The sequence below is a fragment of the Citrobacter sp. TBCS-15 genome (genome assembly GCF_005280815.1).
Classification (GTDB): domain Bacteria; phylum Pseudomonadota; class Gammaproteobacteria; order Enterobacterales; family Enterobacteriaceae; genus Citrobacter; species Citrobacter werkmanii.
Map to the genome: position 1 here is coordinate 81,071 of NZ_SZWK01000101.1, position 26,572 is coordinate 107,642.

The 26,572-nt window shown below is 52.6% G+C and carries 24 protein-coding genes and 2 tRNA genes; 19 read left to right on the forward strand and 7 right to left on the reverse strand.

The window, feature by feature from the left end; genetic code table 11:
• The first annotated feature begins 41 nt into the window (after nt 1-41).
• Nucleotides 42-1,301, forward strand: a complete 1,260-nt coding sequence (gene murA, locus FDW96_RS03515; RefSeq protein WP_006687871.1) for a UDP-N-acetylglucosamine 1-carboxyvinyltransferase — start codon at nt 42-44, stop codon at nt 1,299-1,301.
• Between the two features lie 56 nt (nt 1,302-1,357).
• Here murA and sfsB read toward each other — a convergent pair whose 3' ends face one another.
• Together sfsB and ispB are read right to left on the reverse strand one after the other, a co-directional pair.
• Nucleotides 1,358-1,642 (reverse strand): DNA-binding transcriptional regulator SfsB, encoded by a 285-nt coding sequence (gene sfsB / locus FDW96_RS03520; RefSeq protein WP_042311284.1) that lies wholly within the window; start codon nt 1,640-1,642, stop codon nt 1,358-1,360.
• Nucleotides 1,643-1,866: 224 nt separating this feature from the next.
• Nucleotides 1,867-2,838 carry an octaprenyl diphosphate synthase gene (ispB, locus tag FDW96_RS03525; RefSeq protein ID WP_003025033.1) on the reverse strand — a complete coding sequence of 324 codons (972 nt, stop codon included), beginning with the start codon at nt 2,836-2,838 and terminating at the stop codon, nt 1,867-1,869.
• Nucleotides 2,839-3,096: 258 nt separating this feature from the next.
• Here ispB and rplU point away from each other — a divergent pair, with 258 nt between their 5' ends.
• The 4 genes from rplU to cgtA all read left to right on the forward strand — a co-directional run bounded on the left by rplU (nt 3,097) and on the right by cgtA (nt 5,966).
• On the forward strand, nt 3,097-3,408 hold the full coding sequence (rplU, locus tag FDW96_RS03530; RefSeq protein WP_003025032.1) for a 50S ribosomal protein L21: 312 nt from the start codon (nt 3,097-3,099) through the stop codon (nt 3,406-3,408).
• A 19-nt stretch (nt 3,409-3,427) separates the two neighbouring features.
• Nucleotides 3,428-3,685: a 50S ribosomal protein L27 gene (gene rpmA / locus FDW96_RS03535; protein WP_003025030.1), complete on the forward strand. Its 258-nt coding sequence runs from the start codon at nt 3,428-3,430 to the stop codon at nt 3,683-3,685.
• 127 nt (nt 3,686-3,812) lie between these two features.
• On the forward strand, nt 3,813-4,778 hold the full coding sequence (locus FDW96_RS03540) for a DMT family transporter (RefSeq protein WP_006687874.1): 966 nt from the start codon (nt 3,813-3,815) through the stop codon (nt 4,776-4,778).
• A gap of 15 nt (nt 4,779-4,793) precedes the next feature.
• Entirely contained in the window at nt 4,794-5,966 is a 1,173-nt protein-coding gene (gene cgtA / locus FDW96_RS03545; protein WP_038634240.1) for an Obg family GTPase CgtA, read from the forward strand.
• 74 nt (nt 5,967-6,040) lie between these two features.
• Here cgtA and dacB read toward each other — a convergent pair whose 3' ends face one another.
• A complete protein-coding gene (gene dacB / locus FDW96_RS03550; protein WP_042311282.1) occupies nt 6,041-7,474 on the reverse strand; it encodes a serine-type D-Ala-D-Ala carboxypeptidase in 1,434 nt (477 codons plus the stop codon).
• 248 nt (nt 7,475-7,722) lie between these two features.
• Here dacB and greA point away from each other — a divergent pair, with 248 nt between their 5' ends.
• Nucleotides 7,723-8,199, forward strand: coding sequence for a transcription elongation factor GreA (gene greA / locus FDW96_RS03555; protein WP_003025019.1), 477 nt, complete (start codon nt 7,723-7,725; stop codon nt 8,197-8,199).
• 153 nt (nt 8,200-8,352) lie between these two features.
• On the opposite strand, the gene yhbY is transcribed toward greA, so the two are convergent.
• Entirely contained in the window at nt 8,353-8,646 is a 294-nt protein-coding gene (yhbY, locus tag FDW96_RS03565; protein ID WP_003025016.1) for a ribosome assembly RNA-binding protein YhbY, read from the reverse strand.
• 125 nt (nt 8,647-8,771) lie between these two features.
• Between yhbY and rlmE the strand changes: the two genes are divergently transcribed.
• The 4 genes from rlmE (at nt 8,772) to glmM (ending at nt 13,713) form a co-directional block, all read left to right on the forward strand.
• The gene (gene rlmE / locus FDW96_RS03570; RefSeq protein ID WP_006687879.1) at nt 8,772-9,401 is read left to right on the forward strand and encodes a 23S rRNA (uridine(2552)-2'-O)-methyltransferase RlmE; all 630 of its coding nucleotides are present in this window, start codon (nt 8,772-8,774) and stop codon (nt 9,399-9,401) included.
• Nucleotides 9,402-9,500: 99 nt separating this feature from the next.
• Nucleotides 9,501-11,435: an ATP-dependent zinc metalloprotease FtsH gene (gene ftsH, locus FDW96_RS03575; RefSeq protein WP_003025013.1), complete on the forward strand. Its 1,935-nt coding sequence runs from the start codon at nt 9,501-9,503 to the stop codon at nt 11,433-11,435.
• A 99-nt stretch (nt 11,436-11,534) separates the two neighbouring features.
• On the forward strand, nt 11,535-12,383 hold the full coding sequence (gene folP / locus FDW96_RS03580; RefSeq protein ID WP_061382519.1) for a dihydropteroate synthase: 849 nt from the start codon (nt 11,535-11,537) through the stop codon (nt 12,381-12,383).
• Complete coding sequence (gene glmM, locus FDW96_RS03585) at nt 12,376-13,713, forward strand: phosphoglucosamine mutase (RefSeq protein ID WP_079225931.1); 1,338 nt, start codon at nt 12,376-12,378, stop codon at nt 13,711-13,713. The genes folP and glmM overlap by 8 nt, the downstream gene beginning before the upstream one ends.
• Before the next feature lie 48 nt (nt 13,714-13,761).
• Here the strand turns inward: glmM and dcuC are convergent, their stop codons facing one another.
• Together dcuC and iadA are read right to left on the reverse strand one after the other, a co-directional pair.
• Nucleotides 13,762-15,225 (reverse strand): C4-dicarboxylate transporter DcuC, encoded by a 1,464-nt coding sequence (dcuC, locus tag FDW96_RS03590; RefSeq protein WP_137365221.1) that lies wholly within the window; start codon nt 15,223-15,225, stop codon nt 13,762-13,764.
• 10 nt (nt 15,226-15,235) lie between these two features.
• Complete coding sequence (iadA, locus tag FDW96_RS03595; RefSeq protein WP_061382518.1) at nt 15,236-16,369, reverse strand: beta-aspartyl-peptidase; 1,134 nt, start codon at nt 16,367-16,369, stop codon at nt 15,236-15,238.
• A 148-nt stretch (nt 16,370-16,517) separates the two neighbouring features.
• On the opposite strand from iadA, the gene FDW96_RS03600 reads away from it, so the two are divergent.
• The 3 genes from FDW96_RS03600 (at nt 16,518) to FDW96_RS03610 (ending at nt 18,007) form a co-directional block, all read left to right on the forward strand.
• Nucleotides 16,518-17,411, forward strand: a complete 894-nt coding sequence (locus FDW96_RS03600; RefSeq protein ID WP_061382517.1) for a LysR family transcriptional regulator — start codon at nt 16,518-16,520, stop codon at nt 17,409-17,411.
• Between the two features lie 167 nt (nt 17,412-17,578).
• Nucleotides 17,579-17,911 carry a preprotein translocase subunit SecG gene (secG, locus tag FDW96_RS03605; protein ID WP_006687886.1) on the forward strand — a complete coding sequence of 111 codons (333 nt, stop codon included), beginning with the start codon at nt 17,579-17,581 and terminating at the stop codon, nt 17,909-17,911.
• A gap of 9 nt (nt 17,912-17,920) precedes the next feature.
• Nucleotides 17,921-18,007, forward strand: a tRNA-Leu gene (locus FDW96_RS03610).
• Nucleotides 18,008-18,203: 196 nt separating this feature from the next.
• Here the strand turns inward: FDW96_RS03610 and argG are convergent.
• The gene (gene argG, locus FDW96_RS03615) at nt 18,204-19,547 is read right to left on the reverse strand and encodes an argininosuccinate synthase (protein WP_042311271.1); all 1,344 of its coding nucleotides are present in this window, start codon (nt 19,545-19,547) and stop codon (nt 18,204-18,206) included.
• 334 nt (nt 19,548-19,881) lie between these two features.
• On the opposite strand from argG, the gene FDW96_RS03620 reads away from it, so the two are divergent.
• The 6 genes from FDW96_RS03620 to truB all read left to right on the forward strand — a co-directional run bounded on the left by FDW96_RS03620 (nt 19,882) and on the right by truB (nt 26,344).
• A tRNA-Met gene (locus FDW96_RS03620) sits at nt 19,882-19,958 on the forward strand.
• 207 nt (nt 19,959-20,165) lie between these two features.
• Nucleotides 20,166-20,618 carry a ribosome maturation factor RimP gene (gene rimP, locus FDW96_RS03625; protein ID WP_042311367.1) on the forward strand — a complete coding sequence of 151 codons (453 nt, stop codon included), beginning with the start codon at nt 20,166-20,168 and terminating at the stop codon, nt 20,616-20,618.
• A gap of 28 nt (nt 20,619-20,646) precedes the next feature.
• A complete protein-coding gene (gene nusA / locus FDW96_RS03630) occupies nt 20,647-22,134 on the forward strand; it encodes a transcription termination factor NusA (RefSeq protein WP_042311270.1) in 1,488 nt (495 codons plus the stop codon).
• Nucleotides 22,135-22,158: 24 nt separating this feature from the next.
• Nucleotides 22,159-24,849 carry a translation initiation factor IF-2 gene (gene infB / locus FDW96_RS03635; RefSeq protein WP_042311268.1) on the forward strand — a complete coding sequence of 897 codons (2,691 nt, stop codon included), beginning with the start codon at nt 22,159-22,161 and terminating at the stop codon, nt 24,847-24,849.
• A 146-nt stretch (nt 24,850-24,995) separates the two neighbouring features.
• Nucleotides 24,996-25,400, forward strand: a complete 405-nt coding sequence (gene rbfA, locus FDW96_RS03640; RefSeq protein ID WP_003024988.1) for a 30S ribosome-binding factor RbfA — start codon at nt 24,996-24,998, stop codon at nt 25,398-25,400.
• A complete protein-coding gene (truB, locus tag FDW96_RS03645) occupies nt 25,400-26,344 on the forward strand; it encodes a tRNA pseudouridine(55) synthase TruB (protein ID WP_042311264.1) in 945 nt (314 codons plus the stop codon). The genes rbfA and truB overlap by 1 nt, the downstream gene beginning before the upstream one ends.
• Nucleotides 26,345-26,572 lie beyond the last annotated feature (228 nt).

A 26,572-nucleotide genomic window follows, 5' to 3' on the forward strand; every position in this document is an offset into this window, starting at 1 on the left:
GTGCCGGTAGCGAAGATAAATTCTTAACAGAGAACAGAATAATGGATAAATTTCGTGTTCAGGGGCCAACGAAGCTCCAGGGCGAAGTCACAATTTCAGGCGCTAAAAACGCTGCACTGCCGATCCTTTTTGCGGCGCTGCTGGCGGAAGAACCTGTAGAGATCCAAAACGTCCCGAAACTGAAGGACGTTGACACCTCCATGAAGCTACTGAGCCAGTTGGGGGCGAAAGTTGAGCGTAATGGTTCCGTGCACATTGATGCGCGTGACGTTAACGTCTTCTGCGCACCGTATGATCTGGTAAAAACCATGCGTGCGTCTATCTGGGCGCTCGGACCGTTGGTTGCTCGTTTTGGCCAGGGTCAGGTTTCACTGCCGGGTGGTTGCACCATCGGCGCGCGTCCGGTTGACCTGCACATTACCGGTCTGGAGCAGTTAGGCGCGACGATCAAGCTGGAAGAAGGCTATGTGAAGGCGTCCGTTGATGGTCGTCTGAAAGGCGCGCACATCGTCATGGATAAAGTGAGCGTCGGTGCGACGGTCACTATTATGTGTGCGGCAACACTTGCTGAAGGCACCACTATCATCGAAAACGCCGCGCGCGAGCCAGAGATCGTCGATACCGCGAACTTCCTGATTACGCTGGGCGCGAAGATCACTGGCCAGGGCACCGATCGTATTACCATCGAAGGCGTTGAACGTCTCGGCGGTGGTGTTTATCGCGTTCTGCCAGACCGTATTGAAACCGGTACTTTCCTGGTGGCGGCGGCGATTTCTCGCGGCAAAATTATCTGCCGCAATGCACAGCCGGACACGCTGGATGCCGTCCTGGCGAAGCTGCGTGATGCGGGTGCGGATATCGAAGTCGGCGACGACTGGATTAGCCTCGACATGCACGGCAAGCGTCCGAAGGCGGTCAATGTGCGCACTGCGCCGCACCCGGCGTTCCCGACCGATATGCAGGCCCAGTTCACGCTGCTGAACCTGGTGGCAGAAGGGACGGGCTTCATCACGGAAACCGTGTTTGAGAACCGCTTCATGCACGTGCCTGAGCTGAGCCGTATGGGCGCTCACGCGGAAATTGAAAGCAACACCGTGATTTGCCACGGCGTGGAAACGCTCTCTGGCGCACAGGTGATGGCGACCGATCTGCGTGCATCTGCAAGTTTAGTGCTGGCAGGTTGTATTGCTGAAGGTACGACGGTGGTCGATCGTATTTATCACATCGATCGCGGCTATGAGCGCATCGAAGATAAACTGCGCGCGCTGGGCGCAAACATTGAGCGTGTGAAAGGCGAGTAATCATCAACGCCTATTGTAACCCCCAGGTCTTTGGCCCGGGGGTTACTGCTTAATGTTCATTCAGGATTCTTTTTCCCTCTCGGTCCCCTCATCATCCGTGTTCTGTCGATGAATTCATGCGTTTTCGCATCGTGATAGCGTGACGGCCAAATCACCCAAGGGTCAGTTCCCAGTGCCTGGGCGATAATCAACTCACCTTTTGGCCATGGTCTCGTTAACGCATTGGCCAGCGTTGATGAACTCAATCCATTTTTACGTGATTCAGCGGCCATTGAGGTCCCTTTCTTGCGCAGTCCGGCGATGATGTCGGCCGGATGCCAGTCAATCAGCTTGCTTTCCATCAATTCATCTCTCCTTTGGTTAACGGCTTACGGTTTCACGATCGGTTGTGCCGACACTATAACGCCCGAAGAACGAATGTTCTAAAATGTTCATGTAAAGTGTGTGTATATTCGGAATATACCAAGATTGTGCGTAACAGTATGGGAAGTGGAAAAGATTTATCGGACTTTATAAGAACATCCCGTGCGGGGCACGGGATGATGGGGGATTGAGGGCAGGGGAATTAGCGGTCGCGCTGTACGGCGATATGCGCCAGACCAATCAGCGCTTCTCTCCATGGCGTATCAGGCAACACCTGCAACGCGGCGATGGCTTTATCGGCCTCTTCTTCCGCCCGCTGTCGGGTCCACTCCAGTGAGCCACAGGCGTTCATCGCTTCCAGAACCGGCTCCAGAAGGTGACGACCGTTACCTTGCTCAATGGCCTGGCGGATCATCTGCGCTTGTTCTGGAGTGCCGTGGCGCATGGCATGCAGCAGCGGTAGCGTCGGTTTACCTTCGTTAAGGTCATCGCCGACGTTTTTACCCAGTTGCTCGCCATCTGCGCTGTAATCCAGTAAATCGTCAATTAACTGAAACGCAGTCCCGAGATAACGGCCATAATCCTGCAACCCTTTCTCTTGTTCTTCGCTGCAGCCAGCCAGAATACCTGAGCATTGGGCTGCGGCTTCAAACAAACGCGCCGTCTTGCTGTAGATGACGCGCATATAGTTTTCTTCGGTGATGTCCGGGTCGTTGACGTTCATCAACTGCAGAACTTCACCTTCTGCGATGACGTTGACCGCTTTCGACATAACTTCCAGTACTTTCAGCGAGCCGAGGCTGGTCATCATCTGAAATGCGCGGGTATAGATAAAATCGCCGACCAGCACGCTGGCCGCATTACCAAACGCCGCATTTGCTGTGGCTTTTCCGCGTCGCATATCAGACTCATCCACAACATCGTCATGCAGCAGGGTCGCGGTGTGGATAAACTCGATGAGAGCCGCAATCGTAACATGCGCATTTTCCTGGTAACCAACGGCACGTGCTGCAAGTACTGCGATCATTGGGCGAATGCGTTTTCCGCCGCCGCTCACGATGTAGTACCCTAACTGATTGATCAACTGGACGTCGGAATTGAGCTGTTCAAGGATTGTCGCATTGACCCCCGCCATATCTTGCGCGGTTAACTCATTGATTTTTTCTAAATTCATCGCAAAAGCCGGGCTTCTCGCCCCGATTACCTCACTGTATGGCGAGGTAACGTCGGGTTCAGGGTTATAAATATATGCTGATTGTACTGAAAAAACGCCGTAGATAAACGTTACCGTACGTGTTGTGTTTTTTTTCTTCATGTATTGACGGTAGCACTTGTCAAAGGCTCGCGTTTTGCGTAATATTCGCGCCCTATTGTGAATATTTATAGCGCACTCTGAATCATCAAAAAGGTGTGCGCGGAAGCGGAGTTTTTTATGTACGCGGTTTTCCAAAGTGGTGGTAAACAACACCGAGTAAGCGAAGGTCAGACCGTTCGCCTGGAAAAGCTGGACATCGCAACTGGCGAATCTGTTGAATTCGCTGAAGTTCTGATGATCGCAAACGGTGAAGAAGTCAAAATCGGCGTTCCTTTCGTTGATGGCGGCGTTATCAAAGCTGAAGTTGTTGCTCACGGTCGTGGCGAGAAAGTTAAAATCGTTAAGTTTCGTCGTCGTAAACACTACCGTAAGCAGCAGGGCCATCGTCAGTGGTTCACTGATGTGAAAATCACTGGCATCAGCGCTTAAGTTAAGGGGAGCAGATTAAATGGCACATAAAAAGGCTGGCGGCTCGACTCGTAACGGTCGCGATTCAGAAGCTAAACGTCTGGGCGTAAAACGCTTCGGCGGTGAAACAGTTCTGGCTGGTAGCATCATCGTTCGTCAACGTGGTACTAAATTCCACGCTGGCTCCAACGTTGGTTGCGGCAAAGACCACACTTTGTTTGCTAAAGCAGACGGTAAAGTGAAATTTGAAGTGAAAGGCCCGAAAAACCGTAAATTCATCAGCATCGTTGCTGAATAAGTTTTTCGCGTCCCGGTAACGGATAAAAGCCCCGCAACACGTTGCGGGGCTTTTTACATTCGACGGCCGGTAAATATGCTCGTCGCGCCGTGATAAACCGGAAACGAGCCCTTGCAGGGAATACGGCATGAAGCAGCAGGCAGGCATTGGTATTCTGTTAGCACTCACGACTGCAATATGTTGGGGCGCTTTGCCAATAGCAATGAAGCAAGTGCTGGAGGTGATGGAGCCTCCTACCGTGGTGTTCTACCGTTTTTTAATGGCAAGTATTGGCCTTGGCGCTATCCTTGCGGTTAAAAAAAAGCTCCCCCCGTTGCGCATTTTTCGCAAAGCGCGTTGGTTGGTGCTGTTGGCAATAGCCACCGGTGGGCTGTTCGGTAACTTCATTCTGTTTAGTTCATCTTTGCAATACTTGAGCCCAACGGCTTCGCAGGTTATTGGCCAACTGTCACCGGTTGGTATGATGATCGCAAGCGTCTTTATCCTGAAAGAAAAGATGCGCGGCACGCAGGTGATTGGCGCCATTATGCTTCTGAGCGGCCTGGTTCTGTTTTTTAATACCAGTCTAATCGAAATTTTTACCCGACTCACCGATTACACCTGGGGCGTTATCTTTGGTGTCGGTGCGGCGATGGTTTGGGTGAGCTATGGGGTCGCGCAAAAGGTGTTATTGCGCCGTCTGGCGTCACCGCAGATCCTGTTTTTACTGTACACTTTATGTACGATAGCGTTGTTGCCGCTGGCTAAGCCCGGCGTCATCACGCAGCTCAGCGACTGGCAGCTGGCCTGCCTGGTATTCTGTGGCCTGAATACGCTGGTGGGATACGGCGCTCTCGCGGAAGCGATGGCGCGTTGGCAGGCTGCACAGGTAAGCGCCATTATTACGCTTACCCCGCTGTTTACGTTGTTATTTTCAGATTTATTATCACTGGCCTGGCCCGATTTCTTCGCCAGACCGATGCTAAACCTTTTAGGTTATCTCGGTGCGTTTATCGTGGTTGCGGGCGCGATGTATTCCGCCATTGGTCATCGAATTTGGGGCGGTTTACGTAAGCATGAAACGGTGGTTTCGCAACCCCGCTCAGGCGAATGATTTACGGAGAGTAAAATGAAGTTTGTTGATGAAGCATCGATTCTGGTCGTTGCAGGTGATGGCGGTAATGGTTGCGTGAGCTTCCGCCGTGAAAAATATATTCCAAAAGGCGGCCCGGACGGCGGTGATGGCGGTGATGGCGGCGACGTATGGATGGAAGCCGACGAAAACCTGAACACGCTGATCGATTACCGTTTTGAAAAATCTTTCCGTGCGGAACGTGGTCAGAATGGCGCGAGCCGCGATTGCACAGGTAAACGCGGTAAAGACGTTACGATTAAAGTGCCTGTCGGTACGCGCGTTATCGATCAGGGCACCGGCGAAACCATGGGCGACATGACCAAGCATGGTCAGCGTCTGATGGTCGCTAAAGGCGGCTGGCACGGCCTGGGTAACACCCGTTTCAAATCCTCGGTCAACCGTACTCCGCGTCAGAAAACGATGGGGACACCGGGCGATAAGCGCGATCTGTTGCTGGAACTGATGCTGCTGGCGGATGTCGGTATGCTGGGTATGCCAAATGCCGGTAAATCGACGTTTATCCGTGCGGTATCCGCGGCGAAGCCGAAAGTTGCCGATTATCCGTTCACCACCCTGGTACCAAGCCTGGGCGTGGTACGTATGGATAACGAAAAGAGCTTCGTCGTGGCTGACATTCCGGGGCTGATTGAAGGCGCGGCTGAAGGCGCGGGCCTCGGTATTCGCTTCCTGAAACACCTGGAACGTTGCCGCGTGCTGCTGCACCTCATCGATATCGATCCAATTGATGGCTCCGATCCGGTAGAAAACGCCCGTATCATTATTGGCGAACTGGAAAAATACAGTCAGGATCTGGCGTCTAAACCTCGCTGGTTAGTGTTCAACAAAATTGATTTGCTGGACAAGGCCGAAGCGGAAGAGAAAGCGAAAGCGATCGCTGAAGCGCTGGGCTGGGAAGGTAAATATTACCTGATCTCCGCCGCCAGCCAGTTGGGCGTGAAGGATCTGTGCTGGGATGTGATGACCTTTATCATTGAGAACCCGATTGTTCAGGCTGAAGAAGCAAAACAGCCAGAGAAAGTTGAGTTCATGTGGGATGATTATCACCGCCAGCAGCTCGCTGAAGTCGAAGACGAAGCGGAAGATGACTGGGATGACGATTGGGACGAAGACGACGAAGAAGGCGTTGAGTTCATCTACAAACGTTAATCTCGTAACCGGATGGCGCTTACGCTTATCCGGCCTACAAAAGCCAACGGGCCGCATTTGCGGCCCGTTTTCTATCAGTTATTCTGATAAATATCCTTGTACAACCGGCTCTCAAAGCGAACCAGCGGAATACGACGATTACGCTGATCAGCCGGCTCTACCGCATAACCCGACAGATACTGCACAAATGCCATGCGCTGACCGCTTGCCGTGGTGATGAAGCCTGCGAGGTTGTAGACGCCCTGTAGCGAGCCTGTCTTCGCCGATACTTTGCCATCCACGCCAGCCTGATGCAGGCCCGCACGGTATTGCAGGGAGCCGTCATGGCCCGCCAGCGGCAGCATAGTAATAAAGTTCAGCTCGTTATCGTGCTGTGCGATGTATTGCAGCACCTGCATCATGGTCGCTGGGGCAATCAGGTTATGGCGGGAGAGGCCAGAACCGTCGGCGATAATGGTGTTGCCGATATCAACGCCCGCTTGCTGACGCAAAATCTGGCGTACGGCATCGGAACCTGCCCGCCAGGTGCCCGGGACGTTAAATCGTGCATGGCCAATCATGCGGAAAACGGTATCGGCGATCATGTTGTCTGATTTTTTCAGCATAATCTTAAGCAGGTCATGCAGCGGCGCTGACTGTTTGCTGGCAACCACGGTTCCCGGTTCGTTGACCTGCGTCTGGCGCAGCAGCGTGCCACTGTAAGTGATACCCGCTTGTTTTAGCTCATCTTTAATAATCGCCCCGGCATAGCTGGCACCGTCCTGAATGGCGAACGCCAGCGGCAGCGGGTCGGCGCGTTGAGGTAGGCATCCGGTCAGCGTGAAGCGGTTGAGATCGCCTGGAACCACGTCCAGTTCACAATATTGCGCTTCGGCAGAGCCACGCGCGAGGGTTCGCACCTGGCTGAACATGGTGACCGGGTAGTAGGATGCCACGCGAATAAATGCCAGATCGTTCGGTTTTTGCGCGCTGTAGAGCGAAATCGAGAAACAGTTGCGATCGACAATGGCTGCGGCTGGCGGGGCGCTAAAACATTGCGTCATGTCGTTCCAGGGCCAACCGGGGGCTTTATCATGACTGGCGAAAATAGAGGTGTCGATCAGAACATTTCCGGCAATTTGCGTCACACCCGATTTTTTCAGGGTCGTCACCATATTGCGAATATCCTGGCGTTTTAGCGTCGGATCGGCACCAAATCGCGCCACTAAGTCGCCTTTCAAGATGCCGCCTTCCACGTTGCCTTTCGTCTCAAGCGTGGTGGTAAAACGGAAGTCAGGCCCGAGCTGAATCAACGCCGCCAGCGCGGTGATCACTTTCTGGGTACTGGCGGGGAGCGCCATCTGCTGGCTATGAAAATCAATAGCGGGTGCAGGTGCGCCAACCTTCTGTACCATAAGGGCGAGGTTGGCCCCGGCAGGAAGCTGGTTGATGTATTCGTCGACATTCGCAGCCTGAACGCTGAACGCTATACTGGCAGTCAATCCAATGGTAAATCTGGGAAATCGCATAATCTCGCGCTAACAACCTGGAAACAGGCCGTCATACTACGGCGCAACGCCCTAAAAAGTAAACGATGACCCATAGGGAACTCCAGGGTAAAATGATCATCAAATAGAGAATTGTAGCTGACCTGGGACCTTGAGCCCCGGGTCGGTATTTTTTTGCTTCTGACTCTGGCATGGCGTATGCCAGGGTGGGCTTAGCAGCCGGGGTGAGAACCATCGCCCCCTACAGGAATGTTCAAGAGGTATAACAAATGCAAGCTATCCCGATGACCTTACGTGGTGCTGAAAAACTGCGCGAAGAGCTGGATTTTCTGAAATCTGTGCGCCGTCCTGAAATTATCGCCGCTATCGCGGAAGCGCGTGAACACGGTGACCTGAAAGAGAACGCGGAGTATCACGCGGCTCGCGAACAGCAGGGATTCTGCGAAGGACGCATTAAAGATATCGAAGCTAAACTGTCCAATGCGCAGGTGATTGACGTCACAAAAATGCCGAACAATGGTCGTGTTGTTTTCGGCGCGACGGTTACCGTTCTGAATCTCGATAATGACGAAGAGCAGACCTGGCGTATTGTTGGTGATGATGAAGCTGATTTTAAACAGAACCTGATTTCAGTGAACTCGCCTATTGCTCGTGGCCTGATTGGCAAAGAGCAGGATGACGTCGTCGTTATCAAAACGCCGGGCGGTGAAGTTGAATATGAAGTAACGAAGGTCGAATACCTGTAATTCGCATCTTGGTTAAGATGTTGATACATTGTAAAGAAAGGAAAAAGGCCGCATAGCGGCCTTTTATCAACGAAGAGAGCGTGGCATTTTGCTCTCCTGCTAGCGGAAAACCCCGCGTTTTACACAAACTTCGTGTGCGACTTTGGGATATTCTTAGCGTGGCAGCGAGATTTTACGTTCTTTAGTCGGGCGATACAGTACCAGCGTTTTGCCGATGACCTGTACATTGCAGGCGCCGGTTTCGCGTACGATAGCTTCCACGATCAAGGTTTTGGTATCGCGATCTTCCGAGGCGATTTTCACCTTGATAAGTTCATGGTGCTCTAGCGCTTGTTCAATCTCGGCCAGTACCCCTTCGGTCAAACCATTATTGCCAAGCATAACTACCGGCTTGAGCGGATGTGCCAGACCTTTCAGGTGCTGTTTTTGTTTAGTACTCAGATTCATCGTATATTTTTGCTTACGTTGGGATTGAAAACGGGTCATTCTACCGCCATCTCCCATATATCACCAAATAGCTGTGTAGAAATTTACACCATTGGTTACGATGAACTGCCCTTTGGGAATGTGAAATGACAGGTAAAAAGCGTTCTGCCAGCTCGAGTCGCTGGCTTCAGGAACACTTTAGCGATAAATATGTTCAACAGGCGCAGAAAAAGGGGTTACGTTCCCGTGCCTGGTTTAAACTTGATGAAATACAGCAAAGTGACAAAATTTTTAAACCGGGGATGACGATTGTTGATCTCGGCGCTGCACCTGGTGGCTGGTCGCAATATGCGGTTACGCAGATCGGCAACAGCGGCCGCATTATCGCTTGCGATCTTTTACCTATGGATCCAATCGTTGGTGTGGACTTCCTTCAGGGCGACTTTCGTGATGAATTAGTCCTGCAAGCGTTACTTGAACGCGTAGGTGACAGTAAAGTACAAGTTGTCATGTCTGATATGGCGCCAAATATGTGTGGAACACCGGCGGTGGATATTCCCCGGGCCATGTATCTGGTAGAGCTGGCGCTTGGAATGGCTCGAGATGTTTTAGCGCCAGGTGGTAGTTTTGTAGTGAAGGTGTTCCAGGGCGAAGGCTTCGATGAGTATCTAAGAGAGATTCGCTCCCTGTTTACGAAGGTCAAAGTTCGTAAGCCGGACTCTTCTCGCGCCCGTTCGCGTGAAGTGTATATTGTAGCGACCGGGCGTAAACCATAACCGGTAGATTTCAAACGAAAGTTTGAAAGAAACTGGATATAGAGTATCCTGACGCTGTTTTTAACACAGTTGTAATATGAGGTTAATCCCTTGAGTGACATGGCGAAAAACCTAATTCTCTGGCTGGTCATTGCCGTTGTGCTGATGTCAGTATTCCAGAGCTTTGGGCCCAGCGAGTCTAATGGCCGTAAGGTTGATTACTCTACCTTCCTGCAAGAGGTCAATCAGGACCAGGTTCGTGAAGCGAAGATCAACGGACGTGAGATTAACGTTACCAAGAAAGATAGTAACCGTTACACGACCTACATTCCGGTTAACGATCCGAAGCTGCTTGATAACCTGCTGACCAAAAACGTCAAGGTTGTCGGTGAACCGCCTGAAGAGCCGAGCCTGCTGGCTTCTATCTTCATTTCCTGGTTCCCAATGCTGCTGCTGATTGGTGTCTGGATCTTCTTCATGCGTCAAATGCAGGGCGGTGGTGGCAAAGGCGCCATGTCGTTCGGTAAGAGCAAAGCGCGCATGCTGACGGAAGATCAGATCAAAACCACGTTTGCTGACGTTGCGGGTTGTGACGAAGCGAAGGAAGAGGTTGCTGAGCTGGTTGAATACCTGCGCGAACCGAGCCGTTTCCAGAAGTTGGGCGGTAAAATCCCGAAAGGCGTCCTGATGGTCGGTCCTCCGGGTACCGGTAAAACCTTGTTGGCGAAAGCTATCGCCGGTGAAGCGAAGGTTCCATTCTTTACAATTTCCGGTTCTGATTTCGTGGAAATGTTCGTGGGTGTTGGTGCATCTCGTGTGCGTGACATGTTCGAACAGGCCAAGAAAGCGGCACCGTGCATCATCTTCATCGATGAAATCGACGCCGTAGGCCGCCAGCGTGGCGCTGGTCTGGGCGGTGGTCACGATGAACGTGAGCAGACGCTGAACCAGATGCTGGTTGAGATGGACGGCTTCGAAGGTAACGAAGGTATCATCGTTATCGCGGCAACTAACCGTCCGGACGTTCTTGACCCTGCGCTGCTGCGTCCAGGCCGTTTCGACCGTCAGGTTGTGGTTGGTCTGCCGGACGTTCGCGGTCGTGAACAGATCCTGAAAGTGCATATGCGTCGCGTACCACTGTCTCCGGATATCGATGCGGCAATCATTGCCCGTGGTACCCCTGGCTTCTCCGGTGCGGACCTCGCGAACCTGGTGAACGAAGCGGCGCTGTTTGCTGCTCGCGGCAACAAGCGCGTGGTGTCGATGGTTGAGTTCGAGAAAGCGAAAGACAAAATCATGATGGGTGCGGAACGCCGCTCCATGGTGATGACGGAAGCGCAGAAAGAATCTACCGCGTATCACGAAGCTGGCCACGCGATTATCGGTCGCCTTGTGCCGGAACACGATCCGGTACACAAAGTAACGATTATCCCACGCGGTCGTGCGCTGGGTGTGACCTTCTTCCTGCCTGAAGGCGACGCAATTAGCGCCAGCCGTCAGAAGCTGGAAAGCCAGATCTCCACGCTGTATGGCGGTCGTCTGGCGGAAGAGATCATCTACGGTGCTGAACATGTTTCTACCGGTGCGTCGAACGACATCAAAGTCGCGACTAACCTGGCACGTAACATGGTTACTCAGTGGGGCTTCTCCGATAAACTCGGTCCGCTGCTGTACGCTGAAGAAGAAGGCGAAGTGTTCCTGGGACGTTCTGTTGCGAAAGCTAAACATATGTCCGATGAAACGGCTCGTATTATCGATCAGGAAGTTAAGCTGCTGATTGAGCGTAACTATGACCGTGCGCGTCGTCTGCTGAACGAAAACATGGACATTCTGCACTCGATGAAAGATGCGCTCATGAAATATGAGACCATCGATGCACCGCAGATTGATGATCTGATGGCTCGCCGCGACGTGCGTCCGCCAGCGGGTTGGGAAGAACCAGGTTCTTCTAACAACAACTCTGGCAGCACCGGCAAGCCGAGCGCGCCGCGTCCGGTTGATGAACCGCGTGCGCCGGACTCTGGCACCATGTCAGAGCAACTGGGCGACAAATAAGTTATCGTTGATGATGACCGTGTTTTAATTGAAAACCCTGGGGCTTGCTCCGGGGTTTTTCTTATCTGCATACTCAAGATTTTTACCAGGGATAAAACTATGAAACTCTTTGCTCAGGGTTCTTCACTGGATCTCAACCATCCTCACGTCATGGGGATTTTAAACGTTACGCCAGATTCTTTTTCCGATGGCGGGGCGCACAACTCTCTGGTTGAGGCGGTAAAACACGCAAATCTGATGATTAACGCTGGGGCGACTATCATTGATGTGGGGGGGGAGTCCACGCGTCCGGGCGCTGCTGATGTGAGCGTGGAAGAAGAGCTGCAACGAGTTATCCCCGTGGTGGAGGCGATTGCTCAACGTTTTGAAGTATGGATTTCCGTCGATACCTCAAAACCCGAAGTGATTCGCGAATGCGCGCGGGTCGGCGCACATATCATTAATGACATTCGTTCACTCTCGGAACCCGGGGCGCTGGAAGCCGCCGCGGAAACCGGACTGCCGGTGTGTCTGATGCATATGCAGGGGCAACCGAAAACCATGCAGGAAGCGCCAAAGTACGAGGATGTGTTCGCTGAGGTAAATCGTTACTTTGTTGAGCAAATAGCACGTTGTGAACGAGCCGGAATCACAAAAGATAAATTGTTGCTCGACCCGGGATTCGGATTCGGTAAAAATCTCACCCACAACTACACATTACTGGCGCGCCTGGCTGAGTTTCATCATTTTGATCTGCCGCTGCTGGTTGGAATGTCACGAAAATCAATGGTTGGTCAACTGCTGAATGTGGGGCCATCCGAACGCCTGAGCGGGAGTCTTGCGTGCGCGGTGATTGCCGCAATGCAGGGGGCGCAGATCGTTCGTGTCCATGACGTCAAAGAAACCGTAGAAGCGATGCGTGTGGTGGAAGCCACATTGTCTGCAAAGGAAAACAAACGCTATGAGTAATCGTAAATATTTTGGCACTGATGGGATCCGTGGTCGCGTAGGCGACACCCCAATTACCCCTGACTTTGTGCTCAAACTGGGGTGGGCGGCAGGAAAAGTGCTGGCACGTCATGGTTCACGAAAAATTATCATCGGTAAAGATACGCGTATTTCCGGCTATATGCTGGAATCTGCGCTGGAAGCGGGCCTGGCTGCCGCAGGTCTTTCTGCCTCTTTCACTGGCCCAATGCCAACCCCTGCCGTTGCTTATCTGACGCGTGCTTTCCGTGCGGAAGCCGGGATCGTTATCTCCGCTTCGCACAACCCGTACTATGACAACGGGATCAAATTTTTCTCTATCGACGGCACCAAACTGCCGGATGCGGTTGAAGAGGCCATAGAAGCCGAGATGGAAAAAGCGATCACTTGCGTGGATTCGGCTGAGCTGGGTAAAGCCACCCGTATCGTCGATGCCGCCGGTCGCTATATCGAGTTTTGCAAAGGCACCTTCCCGAATGAACTGAGCCTGAGCGAGCTTAAAATTGTGGTGGATTGCGCTAACGGTGCGACGTATCACATTGCGCCAAATGTACTGCGTGAGTTGGGCGCCAATGTTATTGCCATTGGTTGTGAGCCAAATGGCGTTAACATCAATGAAGAGGTCGGCGCTACTGACGTCCGTGCCCTGCAAGCGCGCGTGATCGCAGAAAAAGCCGATCTGGGTATCGCGCTGGACGGCGACGGAGACCGCGTGATCATGGTTGACCACGAAGGCAATAAGGTCGACGGTGACCAAATCATGTATATCATCGCCCGTGAAGCGCTGCGTCAGGGACAACTCCGCGGTGGCGCGGTAGGTACGCTGATGAGCAACATGGGCCTTGAGCTGGCGTTGAAACAGTTGGGTATTCCGTTTGCCCGTGCGAAAGTCGGTGACCGCTATGTCCTGGAAAAAATGCAGGAAAAAGGCTGGAGTATCGGTGCGGAAAACTCAGGCCATGTGATTCTGCTGGATAAAACCACCACCGGTGACGGTATCGTGGCAGGTCTGCAGGTGCTGACCGCGATGGTGCGCAATCATATGAGTTTGCACGACCTGTGCAGCGGCATGAAAATGTTCCCGCAGCTGCTGGTTAACGTTCGTTATACCGCAGGTAGCGGCGATCCGCTGGAAAATGACAATGTGAAAGCGGTGATGGCAGACGTGGAAGCGGCGCTGGGTAATCGTGGACGCGTCCTGTTGCGTAAGTCTGGTACTGAACCATTAATTCGTGTGATGGTTGAAGGTGAAGACGAGGCGCAGGTAACTGAATTCGCCCACCGTATTGCTGATGCAGTGAAAGCGGCGTAAACACTGAAGACAGTGAGAGCCGGAGTCTGAGACTCCGGCTTTTTTTTACTATACCGCCAGCGGCTGTTTACGTCGGCGTTGCCAAAAATACCCCCCGAGCATCAGCAGTACAAGGACTGCCAGCCACGGCAGAACCGCCAGTAAATGCCCTGACCGGGCAAAGGTCAGCGCAATCATTAGTAGCCAACCCCCGAGCATCGGGATCGCGGTGCGCTTGACAATATCTACTGGCGATACGCCGGCAATGCCCGCGATGGCAATGATGACGCCAGCAATGGGAGATAACGTACGACCAATACCCGCCGATATCTGGATAGGTAGCATCATCACTGCGATATCGCTGCCGATATGGCGGCTGATGTCCGGCACCATTGGGGCGAAGGAGAAAAATGCCGCATTTCCGGAACCCATCAGCGCTGAAATCGCAAAGGTGATAAGTGTCATCAACAGGATAATTGAGGCGGCGCTGAGACCAAATTCACCGGAAAGCGACAGCAGTGCGTCGACGGCGCCAATGGCTTTCAGTCCGGCAGAAAAAACTTCACCGGCGATAATCAGCGTCACCACGGTGGCAAAAACGCTGCCCATGCTGTCGAATACCTTTTGTACGCCAGCCATGACTTCCCGGGCTTTACGATGGCGTCCGTACTCACAAACCAGCGTAATGGCCAGACTTATCAGTACGGCGGTATCCAGCGTAATTTTGAGCGAGCTGAACACTAAATCGCTGCACACCAGCATCAACACCAGCGGCAGCATGGGCAAAAACAGCCAGGCGATCGGGGCGTCGGCTTCTTCGGTCGACGTTAATGTCTGCATCTGCTGAGCCGCATTGTCACCGCTTTCCCGACGATCGAAAAAGCGTTGCACAACAATATGCAGCAGCGCGATGAAAAGGATAACGGGGACAACGATCGGCAACTGATCCTGTACGAAATAGTTCACGACCTCGATACCTGAGGTTTTGGCGGCGAGAACTGAGTTGCCGGAACCGGGGCCAAACTCAACCGCACAGGTACTGGCGATAACGGCGGCAACGGCGGCGCGACTGCAGCCCAGTCGGGTCAGCAGTGGGTAAAGCGTCGCCATTAACAACAGGCCCAGTCCGGTAGCGCTGCTGATAAACAGCGACAGGAATTGACCCAGCAGCAGCGCCAGTCCCAACAGCAGATAAGGCGAGTTCAGACGCTGCAACGGACGAGACGTCACCCGAACCAGCACCTGGCTTGCGCCAATGGCCGACATATAGGTAGCGAAGCCACCAATCAACATAATTTGCAGCCCAAGACCGCCGAGGCGCACGCTCAGGGTATCGCGAATAAATTCAAAGGCGTCGAAGGGGCCAAAGCCGGTGCTTTTTTTCACCAGGCTACTGAGCGTAGTCATGCCACTAAAATGTGCGATCAGCAGGAGAACAATCCCGGTCAATAGCAGCACTGACTGGGGATGATACTTTTTGAGAATCAGACGTCCGGCAAAGATAATGGCGATTAGCGCCAGTAATAATGACATTCTCGCCTCCTCACTCAAAGTTGCCGGTGACCAGGCACTCGCCATCGCGCAGCAACGGTTTACCCGCAGCAAACAGATGGGCCAGCGAGAGGTCATCATTAAGTACGCAGATATCGGCACGTTCCCCGGCGCTGAGCACACCGCCGGAAATACCCAGCGAGCGTGCGACGTTTGCCGTCAACATGGCGATCGCCTGAGACACTGGAATTCCCACATCAATCAGGCGGGGAAGCAGATTAAGGTTCCCTGCGACCGGCGCCGCGCTTAAACCCTCCACGATACCCTGAGCGTTAAAGCGCGGCACGCTGCCATTGCCGTCAGAACTGATCGTGATGCGATCCGCCGGAACCTGCGCTTCCAGGGCGTGGAGGATCGCCTGCTCCTGAGGTGTAAAGCGGCTGCCGCCAGACGTAACGTCGATATGGCCGCCGCGATGGGCGAAAGCAATCGCCTGTTCGAACAAGGGTTCTGTTCTCGCCACATGCGTCGGCGAAATGTGGTGAATCGGAATGCCTGCATCACACAGCTCAAGCAGTTGCGACATCCCTTCCGGTAGATTCCCCAGGTGGACATGCAACAGCCCTTTTTTCCCGGCCAGTAAGGAAGAGACGCGGATATCGCTGACTATTCTCAGCAATTCCTGGAAAGAGGGATACGAACCGCGGTGATCGGCGAGCGCGATTTTTACGCCAAGAATCGCCGGAATAAATGCCATGTCATCGCGGATGGATCGCGTAATGGTCGGGCTGGGTACCGCGTAGGCTCCCGTGTGCATAAACGCACGCAGTCCTTCGAGATTAAGGGACTGCATTTTGGCGTAGAGATCTTTCGGTGAGCGAGAAATAGCGTCGGTACCCAACACGCCGACGACCGTGGTAATGCCCGCCTGAATCAGATCGCGCAGCTTGACGGCTGGCGTCCGACTGGCAAACCCGGCTTCCCCGCCGCCACCGGTAAGATGGACATGCTGATCGATGATACCAGGGATAACCCATTTACCCCGACAATCGATGACCTCTTTGACGCCATCAAAGAGCGAAATATCTTTTTCTACCGCCACAATTCGGTCGGCATGAATGAGCAGGGAGCAGAGGCCTAAATCCTCAGGAGAAAAAACACGGGCATTGGTCAGTAAAGTAAACATATCGGTCCTGTCAAACGTCGAGGGTGAGAGTCGGCAGGTGAAACGGAATATTGTTGTTATGACGCTCACCATAAAGCCATTACTATATCTATGACTATTACCGATTTGTTATTGGAGGATGCGGTTATGGCATGGTGGAGAGTTAAACGTGGATTGTAAGTGGCTGGAAGATTTTCTGGCGTTGAGTCAGCATGGAAATTACTCTCAAGCCGCTGCGCAGCGGCATATTACTCAACCTGCACTCAGTCGGCGTATTAAAGCTCTGGAAGAGGTGCTTGGCGTGCCATTGTTTGATCGGACCACGACTCCCGTCACGCTGACGCGCTATGGTGAACGTTTTGAGCCCTATGCCCGACACGTCCTCAGTACGTTAACAGAGGCGCGCCACGAGCTATCGGCGATGTCGCCCGCAACGGATAACACGCTGGTCATGGTCAGTCTGCATACGCTGTCGGTCAATATCCTGCCAGATATGATCAACTATTTACGCCAGAGTGAACCACAGCTCAATTTCACGGTAAATGCCAGTATTCAGGGGATAGACAATCACTTTAATGCGCTGATTGACCGGCAGATTGATTTGCTGGTGACATACGACTTACCGTTAGCGCAGCCGGGGCTGGAGATCGCCGGCGGATTAAAACGTTCGCTATGGCGATATGAACGATTTATTCCGGTTATTTCTGCACAGCTGGCGGATACGCTTGACGATCCGCAGGTGTCTATTCCGTGGCTCTGCTACAGCGACTATACCTTTGTCAGACGCATTATTGAGCCGGCAGAACAACGCGTCCGTCCGCGCCTGAAAAAAGTCTTTGAGAGCGGTTTAAGTGAAACGATACGCGAAATGGTGCTGCGCCATATGGGAATGGCATGGTTACCCGAATCAATGGTGGCGGAAGAGTTGGTGAATCAGCAAGTTATTCACTGTTGGCCAGAAAATGGCGATCTGATTTGTGAAATCCCCGTTGTGGTATGGGCTAACCTTGACGATCAACGCGCAGTCATGCAGAGATGCTGGGAGAAATTGCTGCGTTTTTGATTGATATGGCGATTTTTTCCGCAGTTGATACAATGCTAACAAATTGCCCTTGCGAAGGTTATTCGCTTTGGTTAGTATTCACACCCGCTTCAGTGGGAAACAGTAAACATTCCCGCTTTAATGGTCGAAGCATTGTACGCGGCAACTCCGCAAGGAACAGGTTGATTATGCACGAAGCTCTTTTAGTAGTTTTCCTTATTGTGGCAATTGGCCTGGTAGGCTTGATCATGCTGCAGCAAGGTAAAGGCGCTGATATGGGAGCCTCTTTTGGCGCAGGCGCTTCTGGTACTCTGTTTGGTTCAAGTGGTTCTGGTAACTTCATGACCCGTATGACAGCTGTATTGGGAACCTTGTTCTTCATCATCAGTCTGGTGCTGGGTAACATGAACAGCAATAAGACCAATAAAGGAAGTGAGTGGGAAAATCTGAGCGCACCGGCGAAAACCGAGCAAACTCAGCCAGCTGCTCCGGCTCAGCCGACCAGCGATATCCCACACTAAGTATTCTGTACCGAGGTGGTGGAATTGGTAGACACGCTACCTTGAGGTGGTAGTGCCCTAACGGGCTTGTGGGTTCGAGTCCCATCCTCGGTACCAAATTCCAAAAAAAAGACGCTGCAAAGCGTCTTTTTTTTCGTCTGTTATTTATGGTTGTCTGTAGGTCGGATAAGGCGTTTACGCCGCCATCCGGCATTATTACAACGCCTGATGGCGCTACGTTTATCAGGCCTATAGACACCTTATATTCCGCGCATAAAAAAGGCCGCTTTCGCGGCCTTAGAATGCTAAATGTTTACTTCGCTTTGTTTTCCAGATTCTCAACCTGCGGCAGGCCGGTCGTTGAAGAGGCGGTCAACAGACCGGCTTTCGCGTAGCCGAACAGCTTCTCGCGGGTATCGGTGATGTCCAGATTACGCATGGTCAGCTGGCCGATACGATCGTCAGGTGAGAATACTGACTCGCCTTTCTCCATGGTCAGACGCTCAGCCTTATAGGTCAGGTTGTCGGACACGGTATTGAGGATCGAGTAGTCGTTGCCGCGGCGCAGCTCCAGCGTCACTTCGCCGGTGATCTGGCTGGCGACCCAACGCTGCAGACCGTCACGCAGCATCAATGCCTGCGAGTCGAACCAACGGCCCTGATACAGCAGTTTGCCCAACTGACGACCATGAGAGTGATATTGCTCAATGGTGTCTTCGTTATGGATACCGGTCAGCAGACGCTCGTAAGCGATGTGCAGCAGCGCCATCCCCGGGGCTTCATAGATGCCACGGCTTTTCGCTTCAATAATACGGTTTTCAATCTGATCGCTCATGCCCAGACCGTGACGGCCGCCGATGCGGTTGGCTTCCAGCATCATTTCTACATCATCGCTGAACGTTTTACCGTTTAGCGCTACCGGATGACCCTGTTCAAAGCGTACGGTCACTTCTTCTGCCGGGATCTTCACGCTCTCATCCCAGAACTTCACGCCCATAATCGGGTTGACGATTTTGACGCTGGAGTTCAGGAATTCCAGGTCTTTCGCTTCGTGGGTCGCGCCGAGCATATTGGAGTCAGTGGAGTACGCTTTCTCGACAGACATTTTGTAGTCGAAACCGCAGGCGATCATAAATTCGGACATCTCATGGCGACCACCCAGTTCATCGATAAAATCGGTATCCAGCCATGGTTTGTAAATCTGCAGTTCCGCGTTGGTCAGCAGGCCGTAACGATAGAAACGTTCAATATCGTTGCCTTTATAGGTGCTGCCGTCACCCCAGATGTTCACGCCATCTTCTTTCATGGCGGCAACCAGCATGGTGCCGGTCACGGCACGGCCCAGCGGAGTGGTGTTGAAATAGGTCAGGCCACCGGTGGTGTTGTGGAAGGCGCCGCACTGAATGGCAGCGATCCCTTCGGCAACCAGCTGCTTGCGGCAATCTACCAGGCGAGCATTCTCAGCACCATATTCCATTGCACGGCGAGGAATGGCGTCATAGTCATCCTCATCCGGCTGGCCCAAATTCGCAGTATATGCATATGGGACAGCCCCTTTTTGTCGCATCCACAGCAGTGCTGCACTGGTGTCCAGGCCGCCGGAAAAAGCGATACCAATACGTTGACCTACCGGGAGATGCTTGAGAATCGTCGTCATAAAATAAAACCCTGCTTGATAGACTGGTGAAGAGGTCGGCTTATTATACTAAATGCATTTTTATGCAAAATAAATGAGTTTTCATTTAATCATCTTTTCTGGATGACAGGAAGAGTTTAGTGACAATTTCGTTAAATAGCGGCGCGGATGGCATATTTATCTTGCTGGAGATGCGCTGGTAGGCATTCATTGATTTGCATAGTCGTAACAAGGTTGACATAACGCATAGTGAATCAATATACTGTGCGCAGATTTTACGTCCCGTCCTCGGTACCAAATCCCAGCAGTATTTGCATTTTTTACCCAAAACGAGTAAAATTTGCCACGTTTCAGGCGCGGGGTGGAGCAGCCTGGTAGCTCGTCGGGCTCATAACCCGAAGGTCGTCGGTTCAAATCCGGCCCCCGCAACCACTTTCCCTTAGAGTTCTTTTTCAAATATACTGTGAAGACTTAGGCCTTCGTAGCTGGATTTGAAAAAAATTCTTTCGGAAGGTTCTCCGAACCGCAGGTGCGGTTATAGGGTTCAGTTATCTAAAGCCCCGATTTATCGGGGTTTTTTGTTATCTGACTACAGAATAACTGGGCTTTAGGCCCTTTTTTTATGTCTTGGGGGTGGGCTTGTCCACATTAGAGCAAAAATTAACAGAGATGATTACAGCACCGGTTGAAGCCCTGGGCTACGAACTGGTCGGCATCGAATTTATTCGCGGTCGCACATCCACACTGCGCATCTATATTGATAGTGAAGATGGCATCAATGTTGATGATTGTGCTGATGTGAGCCATCAGGTAAGCGCCGTGATGGATGTCGAAGACCCAATCACCGTTGCCTATAACCTGGAAGTTTCCTCGCCGGGTCTCGACCGTCCTCTGTTCACTGCTGAACACTACGTGCGTTTCCTGGGGGAAGAAGTCACGCTGGTTCTTCGTATGGCGGTACAAAACCGTCGTAAATGGCTGGGCGTTATCAAAGCGGTGGACGGTGAGATGATCACGGTCACAGTCGAAGGTAAAGATGAAGTGTTCGCGCTGAGTAATATCCAGAAGGCGAACCTGGTTCCCCACTTTTAACAGTCTGGATTGAGGTGAAAAGCCCGCGATGAACAAAGAAATTTTGGCTGTTGTTGAAGCCGTATCCAACGAAAAAGCGCTGCCACGCGAGAAAATTTTTGAAGCGCTGGAAAGTGCGCTGGCTACAGCAACAAAGAAAAAATATGAGCAAGAGATCGACGTCCGCGTAGAAATCGATCGTAAAAGCGGTGATTTCGATACCTTCCGTCGTTGGGTAATCGTAGAAGAAGTTACCCAGCCAACTAAAGAAATTACGCTGGAAGCGGCACGCTTCGAAGACGAAAGCCTGAACGTGGGCGACTATGTTGAAGATCAGATTGAATCTGTCACCTTTGACCGTATCACCACCCAGACTGCGAAACAGGTTATCGTACAGAAAGTACGTGAAGCTGAACGCGCAATGGTTGTTGATCAGTTCCGCGAACACGAAGGCGAAATCGTTACGGGTGTGGTGAAAAAAGTTAACCGTGACAACATTTCCCTGGATCTGGGCAGCAATGCTGAAGCCGTGATCCTGCGTGAAGACATGCTGCCGCGTGAAAACTTCCGCCCTGGCGACCGTATTCGTGGCGTTCTGTACTCTGTGCGCCCGGAAGCGCGCGGTGCGCAACTGTTCGTAACCCGTTCCAAACCGGAAATGCTGGTTGAGCTGTTCCGCATTGAAGTGCCAGAAATTGGCGAAGAAGTGATTGAAATTAAAGCGGCTGCTCGCGATCCTGGCTCTCGTGCGAAAATCGCCGTTAAGACCAACGACAAGCGTATTGATCCGGTCGGCGCGTGTGTGGGTATGCGCGGTGCGCGCGTTCAGGCGGTCTCTACCGAACTGGGCGGCGAGCGTATCGATATCGTCCTGTGGGATGATAACCCGGCGCAGTTCGTGATTAACGCAATGGCGCCAGCAGATGTCGCTTCTATCGTGGTGGATGAAGACAAACACACCATGGATATCGCGGTTGAAGCCGGTAACCTGGCTCAGGCGATTGGACGTAACGGTCAGAACGTCCGCCTGGCTTCACAACTGAGCGGTTGGGAACTCAACGTAATGACCGTTGATGACCTGCAAGCGAAGCATCAGGCTGAAGCACATGCAGCCATCGATACCTTCACCAAATATCTCGATATCGATGAAGATTTCGCGACAGTACTGGTGGAAGAAGGTTTTGCGACGCTGGAAGAACTGGCCTACGTGCCAATGAAAGAACTGCTGGAAATTGACGGCCTCGATGAACAGACCGTTGAAGCGCTGCGCGAGCGTGCTAAAAACGCACTGACCACTCTGGCACTGGCCCAGGAAGAAAGCCTCGGTGATAACAAACCGGCTGACGATCTGCTGAATCTGGAAGGATTGGATCGCGATATGGCCTTTAAACTGGCTGCCCGTGGTGTTTGTACGCTGGAAGATCTCGCTGAACAGGGCATTGATGATCTGGCTGATATCGAAGGGTTGACCGACGAAAAAGCCGGTGAGCTGATTATGGCTGCCCGTAATATTTGCTGGTTCGGCGACGAAGCGTAATAAACTGTAGCAGGAAGGAACAGTATGACAGATGTAACCGTAAAAACGCTGGCTGCAGAGATACAGACCTCCGTGGATCGCCTGGTACAGCAATTTGCTGATGCAGGTATCCGGAAGTCTGCTGATGACTCTGTATCCGCACAAGAGAAACAAACCTTACTGGCGCATCTGAACCGTGAGAACGGCTCAGCGCCGGATAAGTTGACATTGCAGCGTAAAACGCGCAGTACTCTCAATATTCCAGGTACCGGTGGGAAAAGCAAATCGGTACAAATCGAAGTCCGCAAGACACGCACCTTTGTGAAACGCGATCCGCAAGAGGCTGAACGCCTGGCCGCGGAAGAGCAGGCGCAGCGTGAAGCGGAAGAGCAAGCCCGTCGTGAGGCAGAAGAAGCTGCCAAACGCGAGGCGCAACAAAAAGCCGAACGTGAGGCCGCAGAACAAGCTAAGCGTGAAGCCGCTGATAAAGCGAAACGTGAAGCTGCGGAAAAAGACAAAGTGAGCAATCAACAGACCGACGATATGACTAAAACCGCCCAGGCCGAAAAAGCCCGCCGTGAAAATGAAGCCGCAGAACTGAAACGTAAAGCGGAAGAAGAAGCACGTCGCAAGCTTGAAGAAGAAGCTCGCCGCGTAGCGGAAGAAGCTCGCCGTATGGCGGAAGAAAACGAGAAAAATGGTGTGAATAACGCTGAACCTGTTGAAGATACCAGCGATTATCACGTCACGACTTCTCAGCACGCTCGCCAGGCGGAAGACGAAAACGATCGTGAAGTAGAAGGCGGTCGTGGCCGTACTCGCAGCGCGAAAGCCGCGCGTCCGGCGAAGAAAGGCAACAAACACGCTGAATCGAAAGCCGACCGTGAAGAAGCGCGCGCCGCAGTTCGTGGTGGTAAAGGCGGTAAACAGCGTAAAGGTTCCGCTCTGCAGCAGGGCTTCCAGAAACCAGCTCAGGCTGTTAACCGTGACGTTGTGATCGGCGAAACCATCACCGTTGGCGAACTGGCTAACAAGATGGCGGTGAAAGGCTCTCAGGTCATCAAAGCGATGATGAAACTGGGCGCTATGGCGACCATCAACCAGGTCATCGACCAGGAAACCGCACAGCTGGTTGCCGAAGAGATGGGCCACAAAGTTATCCTGCGTCGTGAAAACGAGCTGGAAGAAGCAGTAATGAGCGACCGTGACACCGGCGCTGCGGCTGAACCGCGCGCACCGGTTGTAACCATCATGGGTCACGTTGACCACGGTAAAACCTCCCTGCTGGACTACATTCGTTCCACGAAAGTGGCTTCTGGCGAAGCGGGCGGCATTACCCAGCACATCGGTGCGTACCACGTTGAAACTGACAACGGTATGATCACCTTCCTGGATACCCCGGGTCACGCCGCGTTTACCTCCATGCGTGCTCGTGGTGCTCAGGCAACGGATATCGTGGTTCTGGTTGTTGCAGCAGACGACGGCGTGATGCCGCAGACCATCGAAGCTATCCAGCACGCGAAAGCGGCAGGTGTGCCGGTGGTGGTTGCAGTTAACAAAATCGATAAACCAGAAGCAGATCCGGATCGCGTTAAAAATGAACTGTCCCAGTACGGCATCATGCCGGAAGAGTGGGGCGGCGAGAGCCAGTTCGTTCACGTTTCTGCGAAAGCCGGTACCGGTATCGACGAACTGCTGGATGCGATCCTGCTGCAGGCCGAAGTGCTGGAGCTGAAAGCTGTTCGTAAAGGTATGGCGAGCGGCGCGGTAATCGAATCCTTCCTGGATAAAGGTCGTGGTCCGGTTGCTACCGTCCTGGTACGCGAAGGTACGCTGCATAAAGGCGACATCGTACTGTGTGGCTTCGAATACGGCCGCGTGCGTGCGATGCGTAACGAACTGGGTCAGGAAGTTCTGGAAGCAGGTCCGTCCATTCCGGTGGAAATCCTCGGTCTGTCCGGCGTTCCGGCTGCCGGTGACGAAGTGACCGTGGTGCGTGACGAGAAGAAAGCCCGTGAAGTTGCACTGTATCGTCAGGGCAAATTCCGTGAAGTTAAACTGGCTCGTCAGCAGAAATCTAAACTTGAGAACATGTTCGCCAACATGACCGATGGCGAAGTTCACGAAGTGAACGTCGTACTGAAAGCTGACGTACAGGGTTCTGTAGAAGCGATCTCCGACTCCTTACTGAAACTGTCTACCGACGAAGTGAAAGTGAAGATCATCGGTTCCGGCGTAGGTGGTATCACTGAAACCGACGCGACCCTGGCTGCGGCGTCCAACGCGATTCTGGTTGGCTTCAACGTCCGTGCTGATGCTTCTGCGCGTAAAGTGATCGAATCTGAAAGTCTGGATCTGCGTTACTACTCCGTCATCTATCATCTGATCGACGAAGTGAAAGCGGCGATGAGCGGTATGCTGTCTCCGGAACTGAAACAGCAGATCATCGGTCTGGCTGAAGTGCGCGATGTGTTTAAATCACCGAAATTCGGCGCTATCGCAGGCTGTATGGTTACCGAAGGCACGATTAAACGTCACAACCCAATCCGCGTCCTGCGCGACAACGTGGTTATCTATGAAGGCGAGCTGGAATCCCTGCGCCGCTTCAAAGATGACGTTAACGAAGTCCGTAACGGTATGGAATGTGGTATCGGCGTTAAGAACTACAACGACGTTCGCGTTGGCGATATGATCGAAGTGTTCGAGATTATCGAGATCAAACGTACCATCGCATAATCTTCGTCGTCTTTTGGACCGCAATTTGCAGCCCAAAATTCTTAGAAGATGATTAGGTGTTGGCCGGGTAAGCGAAGCGCCACCCGGCAAGAAATTTAAAAAGGGGCTTATGGCCCCTTTTTTGTCTTTATTCTGGAGAATTTATTATGGCGAAAGAATTTGGTCGCCCGCAGCGTGTGGCGCAGGAAATGCAGAAAGAAATCGCACTCATCCTGCAACGCGAAATCAAAGACCCGCGTGTTGGCATGATGACCACCGTATCGGGTGTTGAGATGTCCCGTGACCTGGCGTATGCCAAAGTATTCGTGACTTTCCTTAACGACCAGGACGAAGCGGCTGTGAAAAACGGCATTAAGGCCCTGCAGGAAGCATCTGGTTTTATCCGCTCCCTGCTGGGGAAAGCGATGCGTTTGCGTATCGTGCCTGAACTGACCTTCTTCTACGACAACTCGTTGGTTGAAGGGATGCGTATGTCTAACCTGGTGACCAGCGTGGTGAAACATGACGATGAACGTCGTGTGAACCCAGCGGACGACAGCAAGGAGGACTGATGAGTCGTCCTCGTCGTCGTGGTCGCGACATTCACGGTGTCCTGCTGCTGGATAAGCCGCAAGGCATGTCCAGCAATGACGTACTGCAAAAAGTAAAGCGCATCTACAATGCCAACCGTGCGGGTCATACCGGCGCGCTGGATCCGCTGGCGACGGGCATGCTGCCCATCTGCCTCGGTGAAGCGACGAAGTTTTCGCAGTATTTACTGGATTCTGACAAACGCTATCGCGTAGTAGCCCGCCTGGGGCAACGTACTGACACCTCTGATGCCGATGGGCAAATCGTGCAGGAACGTCCCGTAACCTTCAGCGCAGAGCAACTTGCGAGCGCGCTGGAGACTTTCCGCGGCGATATCGAGCAGATTCCGTCAATGTATTCGGCGCTGAAGTATCAGGGTAAAAAGCTGTACGAATATGCGCGTCAGGGTATTGAAGTGCCGCGTGAAGCGCGCCCGATTACCGTCTATGAGCTGCTGTTTATTCGCCATGAAGGTAACGAGCTGGAGCTGGAAGTTCACTGCTCCAAAGGTACCTATATTCGCACTATTATCGACGATCTGGGCGAGAAGCTCGGCTGTGGTGCGCACGTAACGTACCTGCGTCGTTTGACGGTCAGCAAGTATCCGGTGGATCGTATGGTGACGCTGGAACACTTGCGCGAGCTGGTTGAACAGGCTGAGCAGCAGAACATTCCGGCCGCTCAGTTGCTTGATCCCTTGCTGATGCCAATGGACAGTCCAGCATCGGACTATCCTGTTGTTAATTTGCCTTTAACATCGTCGGTTTACTTTAAAAATGGTAACCCGGTACGTACGACAGGTGTCCCGCTGGAAGGCCTGGTGCGTGTGACGGAAGGCGATGACGGCAAATTTATCGGCATGGGGGAGATCGACGATGAAGGTCGTGTCGCCCCCCGTCGCTTGGTGGTTGAATATCCGGCATAACGCTCTCTGTCTTGCGATAAAAGGGCGCTGCGAGTAGAATACTGCCGCTTAACGTCGCGTGAATTGTTTAACAATCTGCGTGGCGTATACACAAAATCATTCGAGCTGCATCAAAGCGGCAAGTCTGAGAATCCTCATGAGCTTACTTAGGTAAGTGACTGAGGTGAGCGGACGCAGCCAACGCAGAGTCAGTTTGAAGGATAAAGTGTATACACTGGGATAGCTGAA